The sequence below is a fragment of the Streptomyces sp. NPDC005141 genome, from assembly GCF_053599975.1.
Window position 1 is genome coordinate 251,848 of the sequence record NZ_JBSFYW010000003.1, and the last position, 17,612, is coordinate 269,459.

Consider the following 17,612-nt stretch of genomic DNA (forward strand, 5'->3'; position numbering starts at 1 on the left):
ATGACGGCGAGCGTGCCGCCGGAACGCCGGATGGCGAACGACATCGCCGTGAACCTCGGGCATCTGCCGGGGGAGTCGGCCGCAGAGGCGATCGCGGGTCACATCGGCCGGTTCTGGGACCCACGGATGCGCTCCCGGCTCCTCGCGCACGTCGACGCCGGAGCCGAAGGGTTGCACCCGCTGGTGATCGCGGCCGTACGGCTCCTGCGCTGAGCGAGGCCGTGCACGGAGGGAGGCGGGACACGGCCGGCTCGGTAGGCTCTGGATGATCACGGGGCAGCCGGCCGGTCCGTCGTCGGTGCCGGTGGGCGGCGCGAGCGAGAGAGGAGCCGTTCATGCTGTTCCGGCAGCTCGAGTACTTCGTGGCGGTGGCCAGGGAGCGGCACTTCGCGCGGGCCGCGGAATCCTGCTACGTCTCGCAGCCCGCGCTCTCGGCGGCGATCGCCAAGCTGGAGCGGGAGTTGAACGTCACCCTCATCAACCGCGGGCACAACTACCAGGGCCTCACGCCCGAAGGCGAACGGCTCGTCGTGTGGGCCAAGCGGATCCTCGCCGAGCAGGACGCGTTCAAGGCAGAGGTGGCCGCCGTGCAGTCGGGCATCACGGGGACGCTCCGGCTCGGGACGGACCCGACGGCCTCGACGACGCTGGCGATGCCCGTGGCCGCGTTCTGCGCGGCGCACCCGCTGGCCAAGGTGCAGGTCCGCTCCCGCCTGTCGACGAAGGAACTCCACCGCCAGCTGCGCGACTTCGAGTTGGATGTGGCGATCGCCCACTTCGATCCGGGCGACCAGGAGGGCCTTCAGGTGGTCCCCCTGTACCAGGAGCGGTACATGCTGCTGGTCTCCGACGACCAGCTGATGTCGCAGACCTCCACCATGACGTGGGCGGACGCGGCGCAGTTGCCGCTCGCGCTGCTCACCCCGGACATGCGGATCCGTCAGATCATCGACGGCGTCTTCGCGGACAAGGGCTTCGTGGTGACGCCGCAGGTGGAGACGGACTCCATCGCCGCTCTGTACGCGCATGTCGGCGGCGGCGACTGGGCGAGCATCGTTCCGCACACCTGGCTGCGCGCGATGCCGGTGGTCGGCCGGACGCGCGCGCTGCCGCTGGTCGACCCGGAGGCGGGCGCCCAGGTCTCGGTGGCGATCCACGCGGCCACTCCCGGCTCCGTCGCCGCCCGGGCCTTCGTCAACGCGGCCACGGGCCTGGCGCTGGACGACTTCTTCGGACAGCCGCTGCCGAGCGAGCACCGTGTGCGCTGAGCCGGCGCACGACGTGGGACGCCGCCGTCAGGGAACGTACCGGGCCTCGACCGCGAGCCGGTCGAGACCGCCTTTCGCGGTGTGCGGCAGGGCGGCGACGAGCTCCAGCCGGTCGGGCACCTCGTAGGCCGCGAGCCGGTCCCGGCAGTACCGCAGGATCTCCGCCGGTGCGACGGTCTCGCCCGCGCGGACGGCCACGGCGGCGCCGACGCGCTGCCCGTACACCGGATCGGGTACGGCGAACACGGCCGCCTCGGCGACCCCGGGGCATCCGGCGAGGATGTCCTCGACCCGCTCGGGGGAGACCTTCTCGCCGCCCCGGTTGATGAGGTTGTCGCTCCGTCCCGCGAGGGAGAGATAGCCGTCCGCGTCCAGGGACCCCAGGTCGCCGGTGCGCAGCCAGCCGCCCGCGAAACCGCGCGCCGTCCGCTCCGGTTCGGCGAGATAGCCGCGGGCGACCGTGGGCCCGCGCAGCCACACCTCGCCCTGGACGCCGGCCGGGCACGGTCGCCCGTTCCGGTCGGCCACCCGCACGTCCACCCCGGTCGGCAGGCCGACCGACCCGTGCTTGAGGACGCCGCGCTGGGGCAGCGGCTCACTGGTCGCCTGGTGCGCGGACTCGGTCATGCCGTAGGCCGACAGCAGCGGCGCGCCGAACGCGCGCTCCAGGGCCCGCTGCGTGGCCGGGTTCAGCGGGGCGCTGCTGCTGCGCACGAATCGCAGGGGCGGCCCGTGCGGGACCGGATGCTCGGACTCCGCCCGGTCCAGCAGGATCTCGTGAACGGTCGGGACCGCGGTGAACCAGGTGGCGCCCGCGGCCCGCATGTCGTCCCGGAACGTCCGCGCGGAGAACCGGCCGCCCGCGGGCAGCAGGACGCATCCCCCGCCCGCCAGGGACGCCAGCAGCGCCGCGAACAGCCCGTGGCCGTGGAAGAACGGCATCACCGCCACCGTCGCGTCGCCGGGCCCCAGCGCGTAGCCGGCGCAGATGCCCCGTACGGAGGCCGCGACGTTCGCGTGTGTCAGCGGGACCATCCTGGCGCGGGCCGTGGTCCCGGCGGTGTAAAGGACCAGGGCGTCGCCCGGCGTCAACTCCTGTGCGCCGCTTGCTTGACGCACCGGCGGACAGCTGTCGAGGGCGACCGTCGCGGTCCCGGCCCGGGAGGCGTCCACGCGCAGGGGCCAGGCGGGAACCCCCAGGCGGACGACAGGCGGTGTGTCGGTCGCGGGGGGACCGACCAGCACCGCCGGTGCGCCGAGTGCGTCGAGCCGGGCGGACAGTTCCGGTCCCGGCAGCGCGGGGTCCAGCGGCGCGACCACCAGCCCGGCCCGCGCCGCCCCGAGCAACGCGACGACGAATTCGGCGGTGTTGGCAGCGATCAGCCCGATCGCGTCACCCCGGCGCAGTCCGGTGGCACCGAGCCGCGCGGCGACGTCGTCGGCCAGAGTGGCGAGGGCCCGGTACGAGAGATGCACCCGGTCGGCGGTGACGATCAGGGCCCGGGCATAAGGACGTTCACGCACCTGCCGGTCCAGGAGGTCGGCGAGTCCCGTGACCTCCGGGGGCCGGTACCCGTCGGTGTCGCGCACCGATTCCGCTGCCGGAACGGCCATGACCGCACCTCCTCACGCCAGGTCCGATGAAGCGCCGGCCGCCCGGGACGGCCGTCGGCCGCTTCGAAGCGGTCCCCTGCGAGCCTGCGGCGGGCGCCCGGTGCACGTCCAATACGTACTGGCGAACGGCCGATAGCAGCTGTCTATCAAGGGAGTTGCGAGGCCTGGACCTGCCATCGATAGACGCTGTTTATCGGCTGGTCGCCGATGGGTCTTGGACGCGGACGAGCGGGCTCTGGATGGTGGGAGAAGCAGCCGCACCGGCAGGATCTGCCCAAGGAGGACCTCGGACCATGACCGCCCCCTCGACACTGGAGACCGCGGCGAACGCCGACGCGACCGAGCTCACCGACGGGTACCACCTGGTCGTCGACGCGCTGAGGATGAACGACGTCGACACCATCTACGGGGTCGTCGGCATTCCGATCACCGACCTGGCCCGCCTCGCGCAGGCGCGGGGCATCCGCTATGTCGGCTTCCGGCACGAGAGCAACGCGGGACACGCGGCGGCGGCGGCCGGCTACCTCACGAAGAAGCCCGGCATCTGCCTGACCGTGTCCGCGCCGGGCTTCCTGAACGGTCTGGTCGCGCTGGCGAACGCCACCACCAACTGCTTCCCCATGGTCCAGATCTCCGGCTCCAGCGAACGGCACCTGGTCGACCTCAAGCAGGGCGACTACGAGGAGATGGACCAGCTCGCCGCCGCGCAGCCGTTCTGCAAGGCCGCCTACCGCGTGAGCCGCGTGGAGGACATCGGCAGGGGCATCGCCCGCGCGCTGCGCACCGCGGTCTCCGGGCGCCCCGGTGGTGTGTATCTCGACATCCCCGCCGCGGTGCTCGGCTCCATCATGGGCGCGGAGGCGGGCGCGAAGACGCTGAGCCGCCTCGTCGACCCCGCGCCGCGCCAGCTGCCGGGGCCCGAGGCGGTGGACCGTGCCATCGAGCTTCTCGCGGGCGCCGAAAGGCCGTTGGTGGTACTCGGCAAGGGCGCGGCCTACGCGCAGGCCGACGACCGCGTCCGCGAGTTCGTCGAGTCCACCGGCATCCCTTACATACCGATGTCGATGGCCAAGGGCCTGCTGCCCGACGACCACCCGCAGTCGGCGGCCACCGCCCGTTCGCTGGCCCTGAAGAAGGCCGACGTCGTGATGCTCGTCGGCGCCCGCCTCAACTGGCTGCTGAACCACGGCGAGGCACCGCAGTGGAACCCCGACGCCCGGTTCATCCAGGTGGACATCGAGGCCAGGGAGATCGACAGCAACCAGCCCATCGCGGCCCCGCTCGTCGGAGACATCGAGTCGGTGCTCGACGCGATCGCCGAGCGGGCCAAGCCCGGCCGGATCGCGGCGCCCGCCGCCTGGCGCGAGGAACTGGCCGCGCGTTCGGCGCAGAACGTCGCGAAGATGGCGGAGCGGCTCAAGGCCGATCCGCACCCCATGCAGTTCATGGGCGCTCTGAAGGCCGTACGTGACGTCGTGCACGAGCGCCCGGAGACCTACATCGTCAACGAGGGCGCGAACGCGCTGGACATCGCGCGGAACGTGATCGACATGCGGGTGCCGCGGCACCGCCTTGACAGCGGCACCTGGGGCGTCATGGGCATCGGCATGGGCTACGCGATCGCCGCCGCCGTCGAGAGCGGCGCCCCCGTCGTGGCCGTCGAGGGCGACAGCGCGTTCGGGTTCAGCGGCATGGAGCTGGAGACGATCTGCCGCTACGCCCTGCCCGTGGTCACGGTCATCATGAACAACGGCGGCGTCTACCGCGGCGACGACGTCAATCCCCTCGGCGACGCCCCCTCGCCGACCACCCTGATGCTCGCGGCCCGCCACGACCGGATGATCGAGGCGTTCGGCGGCAAGGGCTACCGCGCGACCACGCCCGCCGAGGTCACCGCCGCCCTCACCGAGGCGCTGGCCTCCGGCGGCCCCGCGCTCATCGACTGCGTGATCGACCCCTCCGCGGGGACCGAGAGCGGCCACATCGCGCACCTGAACCCGAAGGGCATCACCGGCGGCAACATCACGCCGGCCCGGAAGTGAACTCCGAACTCCCCTCCCGTACGGCCGACTTCCGCACCGAGATCATTCACGAGAAGGAATCCACCATGAGTGAAAAGCCGCTCGCCGGAATCAAGGTGATCGACTTCACCGGCGTCCAGGCCGGTCCCGCGTGCACGCAGCTGCTCGCCTGGTTCGGCGCCGACGTCATCAAGGTCGAGCGCGTCGGCGGAGGCGATGTGACGCGCCGCCAACTCCGCGACATACCCGACCTGGACGCCCTCTACTTCACCATGCTGAACAGCAACAAGCGCTCCCTGGCCATCAACACCAAGTCCCCCGAGGGCAAGGAGGTCATGGAGAAGCTGATCCGCGAGGCCGACCTCCTGGTGGAGAACTTCGCGCCGGGCGCCATGGACCGCATGGGCCTCGGCTGGGACCACATCCACGCCCTCAACCCACGACTGATCTTCGGCTCCGTCAAGGGCTTCAACGACGACTCCCCGTGGAACGACCTCAAGGTCTACGAGAACGTCGCCCAGGCCGCCGGCGGTGCCGCGTCCACCACCGGGTTCTGGGACGGACCGCCGACCATCAGCGGCTCCGCGCTCGGCGACAGCAACAGCGGCATGCACCTGATGATCGGCCTGCTGACGGCGATCATCCAGCGCAACGCCACCGGTCTCGGCCAGAAGGTCTCGGTGTCCATGCAGGACGCCGTGCTCAACCTGACCCGGGTCAAGCTGCGCGACCAGCAGCGCCTGGAGCGGGTCGGCTACCTGGAGGAGTACCCGCAGTACCCGAACGGCGAGTTCGGCGACGCGGTGCCGCGCGGGGGCAACGCCGGCGGCGGCGGGCAGCCCGGCTGGATCCTGAAGTGCAAGGGCTGGGAGACCGACCCCAACGCCTACATCTACTTCACGGTCCAGGAGCAGAACTGGGTCCGCACCTGCGAGGCCATCGGCCGGCCGGAGTGGGCCGAGGACCCGGAGTACGACACGGCCCTCGCCCGCCAGCCGCACATCATGGACATCTTCGGCGAGATCGAGAAGTGGCTCGCGGACAAGACCAAGTACGAGGCGGTCGACATCCTGCGCACCTTCGAGGTGCCGTGCGCGCCGGTGCTCAGCATGAAGGAGCTCGCCGAGGACCCCGACATGCGCAAGAGCGGCACGATCGTCGAGGTCGAGCAGAAGGAGCGCGGCACCTATCTGACGGTGGGCAGCCCGATCAAGTTCTCCGGATTCAAGCCCGAGATAACCGGCGCGCCGCTGCTCGGCGAGCACACCGACGAGGTGCTCGCGGACCTCGGCTACGACGCCGACGCCATCCGCGAGCTGCACGAGGGGAAGGTCGTCGCCTGACCCCGTACGCCCGAGTGTCTCCACACCTGAGTGCCCCGCGAACGGATGCCGTTCGCGGGGCACTCAGGTTCCCGGAGGGCACGCGCGGGCGAGGGGGCGACCGGTGCTGCCTCGCTTCACGAGATGGCCCTGTTCGCGCGGCAGGGCGAGATGGCCCTGTTCGCGAGGCAGGGCGGCTGCGCCTTCGGACGCCGGCACAGCACCCGGTTCACACAATCGCGCGGTCGGCGCCGGTCTCGGACCGCCGCCGCGTCATCTCCCGTTCGCGGACGCGCCGAGCGGTGACGTCCCGGATGACGGCCCCGACGTACGGGGCGCCGTCGCTCCCGGCCAGCAGCACCACGCTGAACTCGATGGACAGGGTCCTGCCGTCCGCCGCCAGCGCGGGAACCGTCAGGAGGTCCGCCTCGCCGTACCTGGTGGCGCCCTTCTCCATGGCGGCGCGGAAGCCGTCCCAGTGCCGCTGACGGTGCTTCTCCGGGATGATGAGGTCCAGGCTGCGGCCGTCCGCCTCGGCCGCGGTGAACCCGAAGATGCGCTCGGCGCCGCGGTTCCAGTAGCGGATCAGGTTGGCACTGTCGACGATCACTATTCCGTCGGGTGCCTGGGCGGCCATGCCCAGGATCACTTCGGGATCGAGCTTGTCCATGTCGCCTCCGAGCCGGGGCCGTTGGTGGCGACAGTATACAGAATCCAGTTCCTGGAGATCCCGTGCGTGCGGAGGCGGTCGGCGATGTGAGGTGGGGCCACGGACCTCTGGTGGTCGGGCGCCGTGCGTGGGATCGTCTCGCGGTGACCGATACCGCTGTTGGAGATACCGCGTCGGGGCGACCCGACGACCGCACGGCGTCCGTTCTGCGCTTCGCGACGGAACTCGTGGCCTGGGTGGCCGCGCCCTGGGCCCTGTCCGGCTACTCGTGGCCGCTCGCCGTGCTCTCGGTCGTGGTGCTGATCGGTCTGCCGACCGTGTTCGCCACACCGGGGGACAAGAGCAACGTCCTTGTTCCGGTGCCGGGTTGGGCGACCGTGCTGCTGGTTCTGCTGCAGCTCGTCGCGGCGGTGGTGTTCGCGTGGTTGGCCTGGCCCGGCTGGGTGGCGGGTCCGGTCACCCTGCTGGCCGCCGCCACGTGCGTCACGGAGCGGCGACGTTGGCGGTGGCTGTGCCGCACCGGGTCCGTCCGGTCGATCGCCTGAAGGCTCCGGCCGGTTCCGGCCCCTCCGGGCGGGGGCCTCAGGGGTGACGCGTACGTGGCGGTGGCCCGGCGGACCGGTTTCGCCGGAGAGGAACTCCGGCGTGATGTCCCGTCAGCCGTCCGCTCCGAAGTGGCTGTTCGTGGTCTGCCCGTCGTCCGTGAGCGCCGCGGCGACGCAGCGGAACACCCGTAGCCCCTCGGCCCATTGCGCGGCGGTCGGCGGCAGGACGTCCACGTCCCAGCGGACGCCGTCCGCGCGGCCGGTGGACGTCAGGGAGTTCCGCGTGACCTGCTGCGAACACAGACTTCGTACGACGGGGTGCTTGGCGAGATCCCTCGCGTTGTACGTCATCCCGTCCTTGGGCAGCGGGGCGATCGCGAAGGTCTCCCACACGTGCTCGATGTGACAGTCGGCGCGGCTGACGGTGACGGTCCCCGAGATGTCGGTGATGCCGCTCCAGCACTCCGGGGTCGTGACACAGCGACCGCCCACCCCCTCGACGTCCGCGGCGGCGCAGCCGCGACGGGTGGTCCGCACGCCGCCGAAGGCCGCGTCGCCGCCCGGCGAGCCCTTGTCCGTGACGCTCGGGGTCGGGGACCCGGCGGACGAGGAGCCGGGGCTGCCCGGAGACCCGTACTGATGGATCACCAGGGTGACGGACACGCTCACCGTGACCACGGCCGCCAGCACGCCGATCAGTCCGGGCCGCCACCGCGAGGACCTGCGGTCCAGGGGCTCCGCGACCGTGCTCGCCCCGCCGGGGGCGGACCCGCCGCGCTCGCCGGCCGTCCGGCCGCCCTCCGTGTCCGGCCCGCCGCTCCCGCCCGGGCGACCGGGGCGGCCGTCCGCAGTGACCGGACCCGAGGGCGGCGGGGGAACGGTGCCGGGCGGCGTGTGCGGCGCGGCCCGGTACGCGGGCACGGTGGTGGCCGTGCGCGGCGCCGGCCCGAACCCGCCTCGATCGGCGCCGTCGACGTCGACGGCGGCCAGGGCGTCCCGCAGCGTCCCCGCGTCCGGCATCCGGGACGCCGGATCCGTCGCCAGGGCGTGTCTCAGCACCTCGTTGAAGGCGTGCGGCACTCCTGGCAGATCGGAGTAGGGCCAGGTGTGCCGGACGATGAGTTCCGCGAGACTGAGCTGGGTGCCGTCCTCGGGGTGGTGCGGCGGACGCCCCCGCAGGAGGGCGTAGAGCGTCGCGGCGAGTGAGTACACATCGCCGGTCGTCGTGGGTTCGGCCAGTTGGAAGGCCTCGGGCGGCGCGTACGCCGGAGTCAGCGCCTCGCGTGTCACCGACAGTTCCCGGCCGGGCCTGGGCATCGCCGCCAGACCGAAGTCGGTGAGGGCGGCGGCGCCGTACCGGTTGACCATGATGTTGCCCGGCTTGATGTCGCGGTGCAGCACCCCGGCGGCATGCGCCGCGGCCAGCGCGTCGGCGATGCCCAGCCCTATGTCGCGGGCCTCCTTGGCGGCGAGGGGTCCGTGGTGGTGCAGGCGATCGCCGAGCGAGCCACCGGGACACAACTCCATGACCATGTACGGGCGGTCGTCACCGAGGACGCCCGCGTCGTAGACCGGGACCACGTGCGGATGCCCGGACAACTGGCCCGCCGCCGTGACCTCACGCAGGAAGCGCTGCCGGTCACGGTCCGAGGCCAGCGCCCTGCTGTCAACCTTCAGTGCCACTTCCCGGCCCACCGCCAATTGGCGTGCCCGGTAGACCGTGGCGAAGCCGCCTCGGCCCAGGACCTCCTGGATCTCGTATCCGGAAAGTTCCATGTGTTCGTACCGCATGGTGCCGTCATCCCCCAGCGCGCAACCCCCCACGGCAGAACGTCAGACCGGGGACCGCGCCGACTCTAGCCCAGTCGTGCGAGCCGGCGGGGCCCGTCGGTCGCGCGGTCGCCGGGGAGAAGCGGAGGAGGCGGCAGCCTCCTCCGCCGCCCTCTGCCGGACCCCTGGTCAGCGGGGTGCGTGGACCCCGTCCAGCGCCACCGACAGGACGCGGTCGCGCTGGGCGTCGTCCAGGAAGTTCGTCGCCGTGATGCCGGCGACCATGCGCAGCAGGTCGTCGAAGGTCATGTCGGCCCGGGCCTCGCCAGCCTTCTGCGCGCGCTCGAAGAGGGGGCCGCCGGCCGCGTACATCGACTCCCGGCAGGCCAGGAAGATCTCCGACTCGTCGTTGAGGGCTTCGCGGATGGCCCGCTTGGTCACCGTGTAGTCCACGAAGCGGCGCAGCCATGACGTCAGTGCCACCCACGGTTCCAGCCCGGCGACCTCCTCGGCGACCCGGCACAGGTCGTCGACCTCGCCCGCGTAGACGCTCTCGAAGAGGTGGCGGCGGGTCGGGAAGTTCCGGTACAGCGTTCCGATGCCGACACCCGCGCGCCGGGCCACGTCCTCCAGGGAGGCCTCCGCGCCACTCTCCGCGAACGCCTCGCGGGCGGCCGCCAGCAGCGCGTCGTAGTTGCGGGCCGCGTCCTTCCGGTGCGGCCGCCGGGACGCGACGATCTCGCTGACGGGGAACGGCTGTGCCGTCACTGCTGCCTCCCGGCTGGATCGAGGTTGAAGCGGAGGGGTGCCTCCGCTACAGTGGAGGGGTACCTCCACTTTACCAGTCGGGGTGCGTTCGGCGTGGACGCGTGCGGCCGCTCGCGCAGCCGACGCGTTCGTGCCCCCGTCCTTGATCCCCGGCGGAGCGTGCGGTGACCGCACCGCACGGCCCCGCCCCCCGAAACGTCCGTTCCGCGACCGCCGTCGCGATCGTCGGTGTGCCCGACGCTGCTCCGAAACCTGCCCGTCCCGTACGACCGTGGCCCGACGACCTCGGCCGCATCCTGTCCGGAGAGGCTCTTCATGCCCCGCACGTCCACCCGCCTCACCTTCGCGGTCCTCGCGACCGGTGCCGGCGTGTTCGCCATGCTCCAATCGCTGATCGCACCGGCCCTGCCGACCGTCCAGCACGCGATGCACACCTCGCAGTCCACCGCGACCTGGGTGATGACCGCGTACCTGCTGTCCGCATCGATCTTCACGCCCATCCTCGGCCGGGTCGGCGACCTGATCGGCAAGAAACGCACCCTCGTCGCCGTTCTCCTGGCCGTCCTGGCCGGCTGTCTGCTCGCCGCGCTCGCGCCCACCATCGGCGTACTGATCGCCGCCCGGGTCGTGCAGGGCATCGGCGGAGCCCTGTTCCCGCTGTCCTTCGGCATCATCCGGGACGAGTTCGCCGCGTCCGAGGTGAGCGGGAGCATCAGCAACCTGTCCGCCGTGATCGCCGCCGGCGGGGGAGTCGGCATGGTGGCGGCCGGTCCGATCGTGACCGCGCTCGACTACCGCTGGCTGTTCTGGATCCCCGTCGCCGTCGTCGCGGTCACCACGCTGATCGCCCTGCGCTACGTCCCCGAGTCGCCCAACCGGGCCCAGGGGCGCGTCAATTGGCTGGGCGCCGTGCTGCTCTCGGGCTGGCTCGTGGCGCTGCTGCTGCCGCTCAGCCAGGCGAGCCACTGGGGCTGGGGATCGGCCGAGGTGATCGGTCTGTTCGTCGCGGCCGTGCTGCTCTTCGCGCTCTGGCTGGGCTCCGAGGCCCGCTCCCGCAGCCCGCTCATCGACCTGCGCATCATGCGGCTGCCCGCCGTGTGGACCACCAACACCGCCGCGCTGCTGTTCGGCGCGGGCATGTACGCGATCTGGTCCTTCCTCCCCGGGTTCGTCCAGACCCCGAGCTCGGCCGGCTACGGCTTCGGCGCGAGTGTGACCACGGCCGGGCTGCTCATGCTGCCGATGCTGATCGCGATGTTCTGCTCGGGCGTGCTGAGCGGCCGCCTGGAGCCCGTCCTCGGCGCCAAGAAACTGCTGGTCGCCGGTGCGGCTCTCGGCGCGGTCGCCTGCGGATTCCTCGCCCTCTGGCACGACCGGCCGTGGCAGGTCGCGTTCGCGGCGGGTGTCTTCGGCCTCGGCATCGGCCTCGCCTTCGCCGCGATGGCCAACCTCATCGTCGGCAGCGTCCCGGTCGAACAGACCGGCGCGGCCACCGGGATGAACGCCAACATCCGCACCATCGGCGGATCCATCGGCGCCGCGGTGACCAGCGTGCTGGTGACCGGCCACCTCCAGTCCTCGGGCCTGCCGTACGAGTCCGGGTACACCCACGGGTTCACCCTGCTCGCCCTGCTCTGCCTGGCCGCCGCACTGGCCGCGCTCCTCGTCCCCGTCCGGCGCGCGGTGCGTCTCTCCGGCGCACCCCGGGCTTCGGGGCAGACCGTGAGCAGTGCCCCTGGTGTCGATGCCGGTGCCGGTGCCGGTGCGACGACCGAAGCCGGGGCTGTCGCACCGGGTGCGCGGAGCTGACGGTACGGGACCGGTGCCGCGCGGGGGCCGGCGTGAGCGCCGGGATCGCGGTGCCGGTGCCAGGGCCAGGGCCGGCGCCAGTGCCGTCTCCGTTCCGGTTCCGGCCCTGGCACCGGCCCTGCTCCGGAGCCACGGGCCCGGCGCTGCCTCGGGGGTGGCCTCGCCCGCCGGGGCCGCTCAGCAGATGTCGCTGAGGTCCCCGAACTCCTCGAGCAGCGCCGACGCGTCGGTCACATCGTCCGTGAGAGGGCGGTCCCGCATGTCCGGGTCCAGAGCCGCCGCCGCACGGACGTAGGCACGCCCCGCCGGGGTGTCCGGAGCGGGCGGGGTGCCGCGCAGCCGCAGCGCCCTTACGGCGGCGACGAGTTCGCAGGCCAGGACCAGCCGGTACGCCTGTGCGAGCCGCAGCGACTTGCGGGCCGCCTGGGTCGCGAAGGTCGCCGCCTCCTCCATGCCCTGGGACAGCACCACGTGCCCGAGCGCGGCCGGGGCGGCGCACGCCTGTATCTCGGCGAGGGCGGACGCGGCGCTGTACTCCAGGATCATCATTCCCGACCCGGCCGAGGACGTGTCGGCCAAGTAGGAGCGCAGCCCTGTCAGTTCGGGTCGGCCCAGAGCGGCCAGCCGGGCCGCCGAGAGCCGGGCCGTACCGAGCACGGCGAGGCCCAGCTGGTCGAGCGCGAGGGTGAGCGGCGCCGTGAAGAAGCCGCCGTGATGAAGTGCGACGGGCGCGCCCGTGGTCTCGTCCCAGCCGATGAGGGGGTTCTCGGCGGCCGAGTTGAGATCGATCGACAGCACCCGCTCCAGGCCCGACCACGCCTCCGTCGCGGGCCCGTGGGCCTGCGGGAAACAGCGGAAGCCGAAGGGGTCCTGCACCCGTGCCGCCACTCCGCTCGACGGCTGCGGTACGACCGTTCCGTTCCCGGCCGCCCCACCGAGCAGTGTCCTGACCCGGTCCGCCGCCCGCCCGATCGCCGGGTGCGGATGGGCCCGGTGGACCTCGGGCGCGTACGGCTCGAGCGAGCCTCCCACCGCGTGCAGCGAGAGCGCGGCGACCAGGTGTGCGGCGCGGAGCGGAATGCCGAGATCGTGCCAGGCCAGCGCGGACTGGCCGAGAGTGAGGGCGTTGCTGCTCAACAGGGCCAGTGCGTCGCCTCGCTGAATGGACAGACTCTCCGGGAGCGGGCTCTCGGGGAACGGGCTCTCTGGAAGCGGGCTCTGCGGGAACGCGAACCCGGAGATGGGTCGCTCGGAAGGACGGCTCTCGGGGCCCGCACTGCCCCGCAGCCAGGTGCCGTGGCCGAAGAGGGCAAGACCCAGCTGGGCCAGCGCCGTCAGATCACCGGTCCCCACGGACCCGTACTCGGGGATCCGGGGATGCACACCCGCGCGGAGTGCCTCTGTGACGGCCACCGCGATCTCCGGACCCAACCCCGATCCACCGGCGAGGAGTTGATTGGCGCGCACCACCATCATCGCGCGGACCTGGCGTGCGGGCAGGGGCTCGCCCACGCCGCCCGCGTGACTGAGCAGCAGCCGCAGATCGTGGCCCGCGCCGTCGTGTTCCTCGACGGCCAGGCCCCGGTGCGCGCCCACACCGGTACTGCGCCCGTAGACCCGGGCGCCCTCCGCCGCCAGCCGGCGCGCGGCACGCCGGGTGCGTTCCATCGACTCGAGTGCCGCCGGATGCGGGGGAGGAGGTGTCGCACCGTCGGCGATCCGGGCCACCGAGGCGGCGTCGAGGCCCTGGCCGTGGAGGGCGGCACCGGGCGGTGCGGTGTCGCCCGCCGTGCCGCCGGTGGCCGTGTCGGCCGTGCGCTTGAGCATGACGGGCGTTCACTCCTCAGCCGGACGCCGACAGAAGACAGAAGACAGAAGTCAGAAGACAGAACGGCGGGCCGGGGAGGACGACTCCCCGGCCCGCGGGCACCGGTCAGCCGGCTGCCGCTGCCGACGTCAGCTGAGTCCCGCCGAGGACAGCCACGTCTTCGCCACGTCCAGCGGGTCCTTGTTGCCGTCCTGCACCTCGCTGTTGAGCTTGACGAGGGTTTCGGTGTCGAGCTTCGCCGAGACGTCGTTGAGGACGGAAACTCCGGCCGCCGACAGATCGCTCTTGTATGTCAGCGGAGTTACATTCTCGAATCCGAAAAGATTCTTCGGGTCCTGGAGCACGACGAACTTGTTCTTGCTGATTCCGGGGTCGGTCGTGAAAATATCCGCGGCCTGGATGTTGTTGCCCTTGAGGGCCGTCACGGTGAGCGGGCCGCCCGCGTCCAGCGCCTTGAAGTTCTTGAATTCGAGACCGTATACGGACTTCAGGCCCTTCAGGCCCTGCTGCCGCGTCTGGAACTCGGGGGAGCCGCCGATGACCAGGTCCTTCGCCACATCGGCGAGGTCGGCGATGGTCGACTTGTCCGTGAGGTTGTACTTCTTGGCCGTGGCCTGGTTCAGGGCGATCGCGTCCTTGTCCTGGGCCTCGGACGGAGTCAACAGGGAGAGCTTGGCGTCGAGTTTGGCCGTTATCGCCTTGCTGGTCTCCTCGACGGTGGTCGGGGTGGCCTTGGCGTCCAGGTAGGCGAGCAGAGCGCCGTTGTACTCCGGAAGGACCGTGATCGTGCCGTTCTTGATCAGGCCGTACGTGGTTTCGCGACTGCCGATGTTCAGTTTGTAACTGACCTTGACGCCCTTGGACTTGAGGGCCTCGCCATAGATGTCGGCGAGCAGGATGCTCTCGGGGAAGTTGTTGGAACCGACAACGACCGTACCGCCCTTGGCGGCGTCCCCCTTCAGCGGGTCGTCCTTGCCGGAGTCGTCGGAGGAACCACAGCCCGTCAGTGCGGCCGCGGCCACAACCAGCAGGGAAACAGCGTAGGTGGCGGAGGTTCGAGTGCTTCTGGCGATGGTCACGTTGGTCATCCAGACTTGGCAATGGGTGGGGCGGTGGTGGCCGGTGGGCGCGGGTGGTGACGGTCCTGACGATCCAATCGAGCCGCCTCAACTACCGTCAAGACACGAATAGATCACTGATGGGGACCGTACAGCTTCAGCCCGTAGGCGCAACGTGACCAAAATGCGAGCGAACCAGGCGTCTCCGCGTGCCACTTTTCGGTTGATCATGGCCGTACTCTTGCGGCAGCCGCTAGTGTTGGCCGCGTCGAGGGCCCCCTTCCACTTGTCGGCCCGATCGCGCCGTTCGTGACCATTGATCCATACAGCCCTGCCTATGGGTTTCCAACGGGGAATGAAGTCAAGGAGGTTGGGTGCCCGCGCACAGAAAAGCCGCCTCGGGGCAGCCGTCCACGGCTCTTCGGACCGGCCGGACACCATCCCTGTTGGACCGTTGGCCTTTCCGCCGGAAACTCAATGTTCTGGTGATCGTGCCGCTCGCGGTCATATCCGTGATGCTCTCGTATGTCGTCTACGGAGAGATCGACCGGGCCCGGTCCGCCGCCGACACCGCCCAACTCGTGCGGGACAGCGCACAGGTGACCAAGCTCATCGACGCCGTGCAGACCGAGCACCGGCAGGCGCTCCTGGTCTCCCTGCGCTACGAGGCGGCCCGCCCGGGGGAGAAGTCGCCCGACACCGCCGGCTACCTGGACGCGCAGGAGCAGGTCAACACCCGCATCGAAGCCGTCCGGGCCGCCTACAGCGACCGGCTGCCCGACGGCGAGGCCCAGGCGCTGAAGGAACTCGAGGGCCTGGACAGCCTCCGCAAGACCATCGAGCAGGGGCCCATCCCCGCCGACAACATCGACCCGGCGTACGGAGCGGTGATCGAAGGCCTCATCAACGGCCTCGGTCTCGGCCGGTCGGGCAGCGAGTCCTCCTCGTCCGCGGGCAATCTGCTCGACGCGCTGCTGCGCGCCGACGCCGCCCACGCCTCCTTCGAGACCAGCGTCTTCGCGTCCCGCACCCGCGATTCCAACGCGCTCATCGAGTTCACCGGCGCGGTCGGCGACTACAACCAGTACACCTACCAGGCCGAGCGGTTCACCCGGTTCGCCAGCCAGGAGCAGGGCACCGATCTCGCCGAGATCGAGCACAGCCCGTACCAGAGCGTCATCGCCCAACACTGGGCCGCGCTCCAGGTCGACCCGGGCGGTCTGGTCGCCGAGAACGCGACGCAGCTGCGTGCCGCGCTCGACGACGCGCTGCGCGCCGACCCCACGTATGAGCGGCAGGCGGAGAACCGTCTGAAGATCGTCCAGTCACTGATCGGCGAGATCGCCGCGCATGCCCAGTCCGCGTCGAACGGCGCCTGGTGGCGGGTGGCGTGGCTGGTCGTCGGCAACCTGCTCGCGTTCGCCGCCTGGCTGCTGTTCTCCGTGCTGACCCGCCGTTCGGTGGTGCGGACCGTACGCACCCTGACGGCGGCGGCCCAGCATGTGGCCGGCGCCGCCCAGACCGAGCTCGCCCGCGTCGCCGACGACGACGCCGACGACGCGAGCCCGCCGCGGCTGGAAGCCGTGCCCGTGCCCGTGCGCGACGAGATCGGTGAACTGGCGGAAGCCTTCAACCAGGTTCAGGTCACCGCGAGCGCGCTGCTGGAACGCCAGGTCGTCAGCCGGCGCAACATCGCCGAGATGTTCGGCAACGTCGGACGCCGCGTCAGTAACCTGACGGCCCGTCAACTCGCCCTGATCGACTCCGTCGAGCGCGGTGAGACCGACCCCGAGGTGCTGGACCGGCTCTACCGCATCGACCACATCGCCGTCCGTCTCCAGCGCAACGCGGACAGCCTCATGCTGCTCGCCGGGATCAGCGAGACCGGCCTCAACACCGAACCGATGCGGCTCAGCAATATCGTCCGCGCCTCGCTCGGTCAGATCGAGGGCTACCAGCGTGTCACCCCGCACGCCGAGGGCGACGTCACCGTCGTCCCCGACATCGTCGGCGACCTCACGCTGATGCTGGCCGAACTGCTGGAGAACGCCGTGATGTTCTCCCCGGCGACCAGCGGCGTCGAAGTGGTCCTGCGGCCCCGGCACCAAGGGGGCGGAGCGCTCGTCGAGATCATCGACCACGGGCTCGGCATGAGCCCCGATCGGCTGGCGCAGGAGAACGCCCGGCTCATCCGGCGCGAGCGCCTGGACCTGGCGCCGACGGAGGTCCTCGGTCTGTTCGTGGTCGGCGGTCTGTCGCGGCGCTGGGGCATCGAGGTCGTCCTGTCGCGCACCCCGGGCGGCGGTGTCACCGCCACCGTGGCGGTGCCCACCTCCCACCTCGTGCTCGCCGACCCCGGCCGCGCCCCGACACGGGCCCCGCACATCCAGCCGCTCGCGCGCCGCTCCGGCTCGAGCGAGCCGCGCCCGGCACAGGTCGAGCCGCCGCCCGGACCCGCGGGCCTGCCCCGCAGGGTGCCCGCCCGCTCCCAGGGCGCCGAGTCCCCAGGCCACGCCCGCCGCTCGGAACCCATGACGGATGTCGGCGCCGAGCGCGCCATGACACACGGCGGGGCCCGGCCCGGCACCGGAATCGACCCGGGTCAGAGCCCCACCGCCCCGGTGCGGCCCGGCGATGCCGGTCCGCTGCGCCGCAGGGTGCGCGGGGCGACGCTGTCGGCCGGCACGGCGTCGAGCCGGTTGCCCCGGCCCAAGGAACCCATCACCCACCGTCGGCCGCCTTCCTGGGCGCCCACCGACGCCGAGGCGGCGCGTGACGAGCTCGACGAGTTCGAGGCCGCCGTCCTGCGGGCCGAGCGAGAGAGCGCGGCCGCGGACGCCCCGACCGGGGCGATCCGGCCGGGCGGCAGGCCCGGTGGCCCGGCCGAACACGACATCCAGAACAGAAGACCCTCTTCCCCGGAAGGCATGAGCACGTGA

Annotated in this window: 13 protein-coding genes; 7 read left to right on the forward strand and 6 right to left on the reverse strand. The window is 71.6% G+C overall.

Features of this window, described 5'->3' with window-relative positions; genetic code table 11:
• Together ACWD68_RS03960 and ACWD68_RS03965 are read left to right on the forward strand one after the other, a co-directional pair.
• A complete protein-coding gene (locus ACWD68_RS03960) occupies positions 1–213 on the forward strand; it encodes a formate dehydrogenase subunit delta (protein WP_451804878.1) in 213 nt (70 codons plus the stop codon).
• A 122-nt stretch (positions 214–335) separates the two neighbouring features.
• Positions 336–1,268, forward strand: a complete 933-nt coding sequence (locus ACWD68_RS03965) for a LysR family transcriptional regulator (RefSeq protein WP_451804879.1) — start codon at positions 336–338, stop codon at positions 1,266–1,268.
• Positions 1,269–1,295: 27 nt separating this feature from the next.
• Here ACWD68_RS03965 and ACWD68_RS03970 read toward each other — a convergent pair whose 3' ends face one another.
• Positions 1,296–2,882, reverse strand: a complete 1,587-nt coding sequence (locus ACWD68_RS03970) for a FadD7 family fatty acid--CoA ligase (protein ID WP_451804880.1) — start codon at positions 2,880–2,882, stop codon at positions 1,296–1,298.
• A gap of 293 nt (positions 2,883–3,175) precedes the next feature.
• On the opposite strand from ACWD68_RS03970, the gene oxc reads away from it, so the two are divergent.
• Complete coding sequence (gene oxc, locus ACWD68_RS03975) at positions 3,176–4,924, forward strand: oxalyl-CoA decarboxylase (RefSeq protein WP_451804881.1); 1,749 nt, start codon at positions 3,176–3,178, stop codon at positions 4,922–4,924.
• Between the two features lie 65 nt (positions 4,925–4,989).
• Complete coding sequence (frc, locus tag ACWD68_RS03980; RefSeq protein ID WP_451804882.1) at positions 4,990–6,246, forward strand: formyl-CoA transferase; 1,257 nt, start codon at positions 4,990–4,992, stop codon at positions 6,244–6,246.
• 208 nt (positions 6,247–6,454) lie between these two features.
• Here the strand turns inward: frc and ACWD68_RS03985 are convergent, their stop codons facing one another.
• On the reverse strand, positions 6,455–6,895 hold the full coding sequence (locus ACWD68_RS03985; protein WP_451804883.1) for a PAS domain S-box protein: 441 nt from the start codon (positions 6,893–6,895) through the stop codon (positions 6,455–6,457).
• 143 nt (positions 6,896–7,038) lie between these two features.
• Between ACWD68_RS03985 and ACWD68_RS03990 the strand changes: the two genes are divergently transcribed.
• Positions 7,039–7,440, forward strand: a complete 402-nt coding sequence (locus ACWD68_RS03990; RefSeq protein ID WP_451804884.1) for a hypothetical protein — start codon at positions 7,039–7,041, stop codon at positions 7,438–7,440.
• A 111-nt stretch (positions 7,441–7,551) separates the two neighbouring features.
• On the opposite strand, the gene ACWD68_RS03995 is transcribed toward ACWD68_RS03990, so the two are convergent.
• Together ACWD68_RS03995 and ACWD68_RS04000 are read right to left on the reverse strand one after the other, a co-directional pair.
• Positions 7,552–9,216 carry a serine/threonine-protein kinase gene (locus ACWD68_RS03995; protein ID WP_451804885.1) on the reverse strand — a complete coding sequence of 555 codons (1,665 nt, stop codon included), beginning with the start codon at positions 9,214–9,216 and terminating at the stop codon, positions 7,552–7,554.
• 183 nt (positions 9,217–9,399) lie between these two features.
• On the reverse strand, positions 9,400–9,978 hold the full coding sequence (locus ACWD68_RS04000) for a TetR/AcrR family transcriptional regulator (RefSeq protein ID WP_266763922.1): 579 nt from the start codon (positions 9,976–9,978) through the stop codon (positions 9,400–9,402).
• Between the two features lie 315 nt (positions 9,979–10,293).
• Between ACWD68_RS04000 and ACWD68_RS04005 the strand changes: the two genes are divergently transcribed.
• Positions 10,294–11,787: an MFS transporter gene (locus ACWD68_RS04005; protein WP_451804886.1), complete on the forward strand. Its 1,494-nt coding sequence runs from the start codon at positions 10,294–10,296 to the stop codon at positions 11,785–11,787.
• 177 nt (positions 11,788–11,964) lie between these two features.
• Here ACWD68_RS04005 and ACWD68_RS04010 read toward each other — a convergent pair whose 3' ends face one another.
• Positions 11,965–13,614 carry an aromatic amino acid lyase gene (locus ACWD68_RS04010; protein ID WP_451804887.1) on the reverse strand — a complete coding sequence of 550 codons (1,650 nt, stop codon included), beginning with the start codon at positions 13,612–13,614 and terminating at the stop codon, positions 11,965–11,967.
• A gap of 129 nt (positions 13,615–13,743) precedes the next feature.
• Positions 13,744–14,703 carry a glycine betaine ABC transporter substrate-binding protein gene (locus tag ACWD68_RS04015; RefSeq protein ID WP_451804888.1) on the reverse strand — a complete coding sequence of 320 codons (960 nt, stop codon included), beginning with the start codon at positions 14,701–14,703 and terminating at the stop codon, positions 13,744–13,746.
• Between the two features lie 455 nt (positions 14,704–15,158).
• Here ACWD68_RS04015 and ACWD68_RS04020 point away from each other — a divergent pair, with 455 nt between their 5' ends.
• Positions 15,159–17,612: an ATP-binding protein gene (locus ACWD68_RS04020; RefSeq protein ID WP_451804889.1), complete on the forward strand. Its 2,454-nt coding sequence runs from the start codon at positions 15,159–15,161 to the stop codon at positions 17,610–17,612.

Excerpts from the sequence above, each read along its gene's own strand:
- ACWD68_RS03960 (WP_451804878.1), top strand. The coding sequence starts at position 1 with ATGACGGCGAGCGTGCCGCCGGAACGCCGGATGGCGAACGACATCGCC.
- ACWD68_RS03965 (WP_451804879.1), top strand. The coding sequence starts at position 336 with ATGCTGTTCCGGCAGCTCGAGTACTTCGTGGCGGTGGCCAGGGAGCGG.
- ACWD68_RS03970 (WP_451804880.1), bottom strand. The coding sequence starts at position 2,882 with ATGGCCGTTCCGGCAGCGGAATCGGTGCGCGACACCGACGGGTACCGG.
- oxc (WP_451804881.1), top strand. The coding sequence starts at position 3,176 with ATGACCGCCCCCTCGACACTGGAGACCGCGGCGAACGCCGACGCGACC.
- frc (WP_451804882.1), top strand. The coding sequence starts at position 4,990 with ATGAGTGAAAAGCCGCTCGCCGGAATCAAGGTGATCGACTTCACCGGC.
- ACWD68_RS03985 (WP_451804883.1), bottom strand. The coding sequence starts at position 6,895 with ATGGACAAGCTCGATCCCGAAGTGATCCTGGGCATGGCCGCCCAGGCA.
- ACWD68_RS03995 (WP_451804885.1), bottom strand. The coding sequence starts at position 9,216 with ATGGAACTTTCCGGATACGAGATCCAGGAGGTCCTGGGCCGAGGCGGC.
- ACWD68_RS04005 (WP_451804886.1), top strand. The coding sequence starts at position 10,294 with ATGCCCCGCACGTCCACCCGCCTCACCTTCGCGGTCCTCGCGACCGGT.
- ACWD68_RS04010 (WP_451804887.1), bottom strand. The coding sequence starts at position 13,614 with ATGCTCAAGCGCACGGCCGACACGGCCACCGGCGGCACGGCGGGCGAC.
- ACWD68_RS04015 (WP_451804888.1), bottom strand. The coding sequence starts at position 14,703 with ATGACCAACGTGACCATCGCCAGAAGCACTCGAACCTCCGCCACCTAC.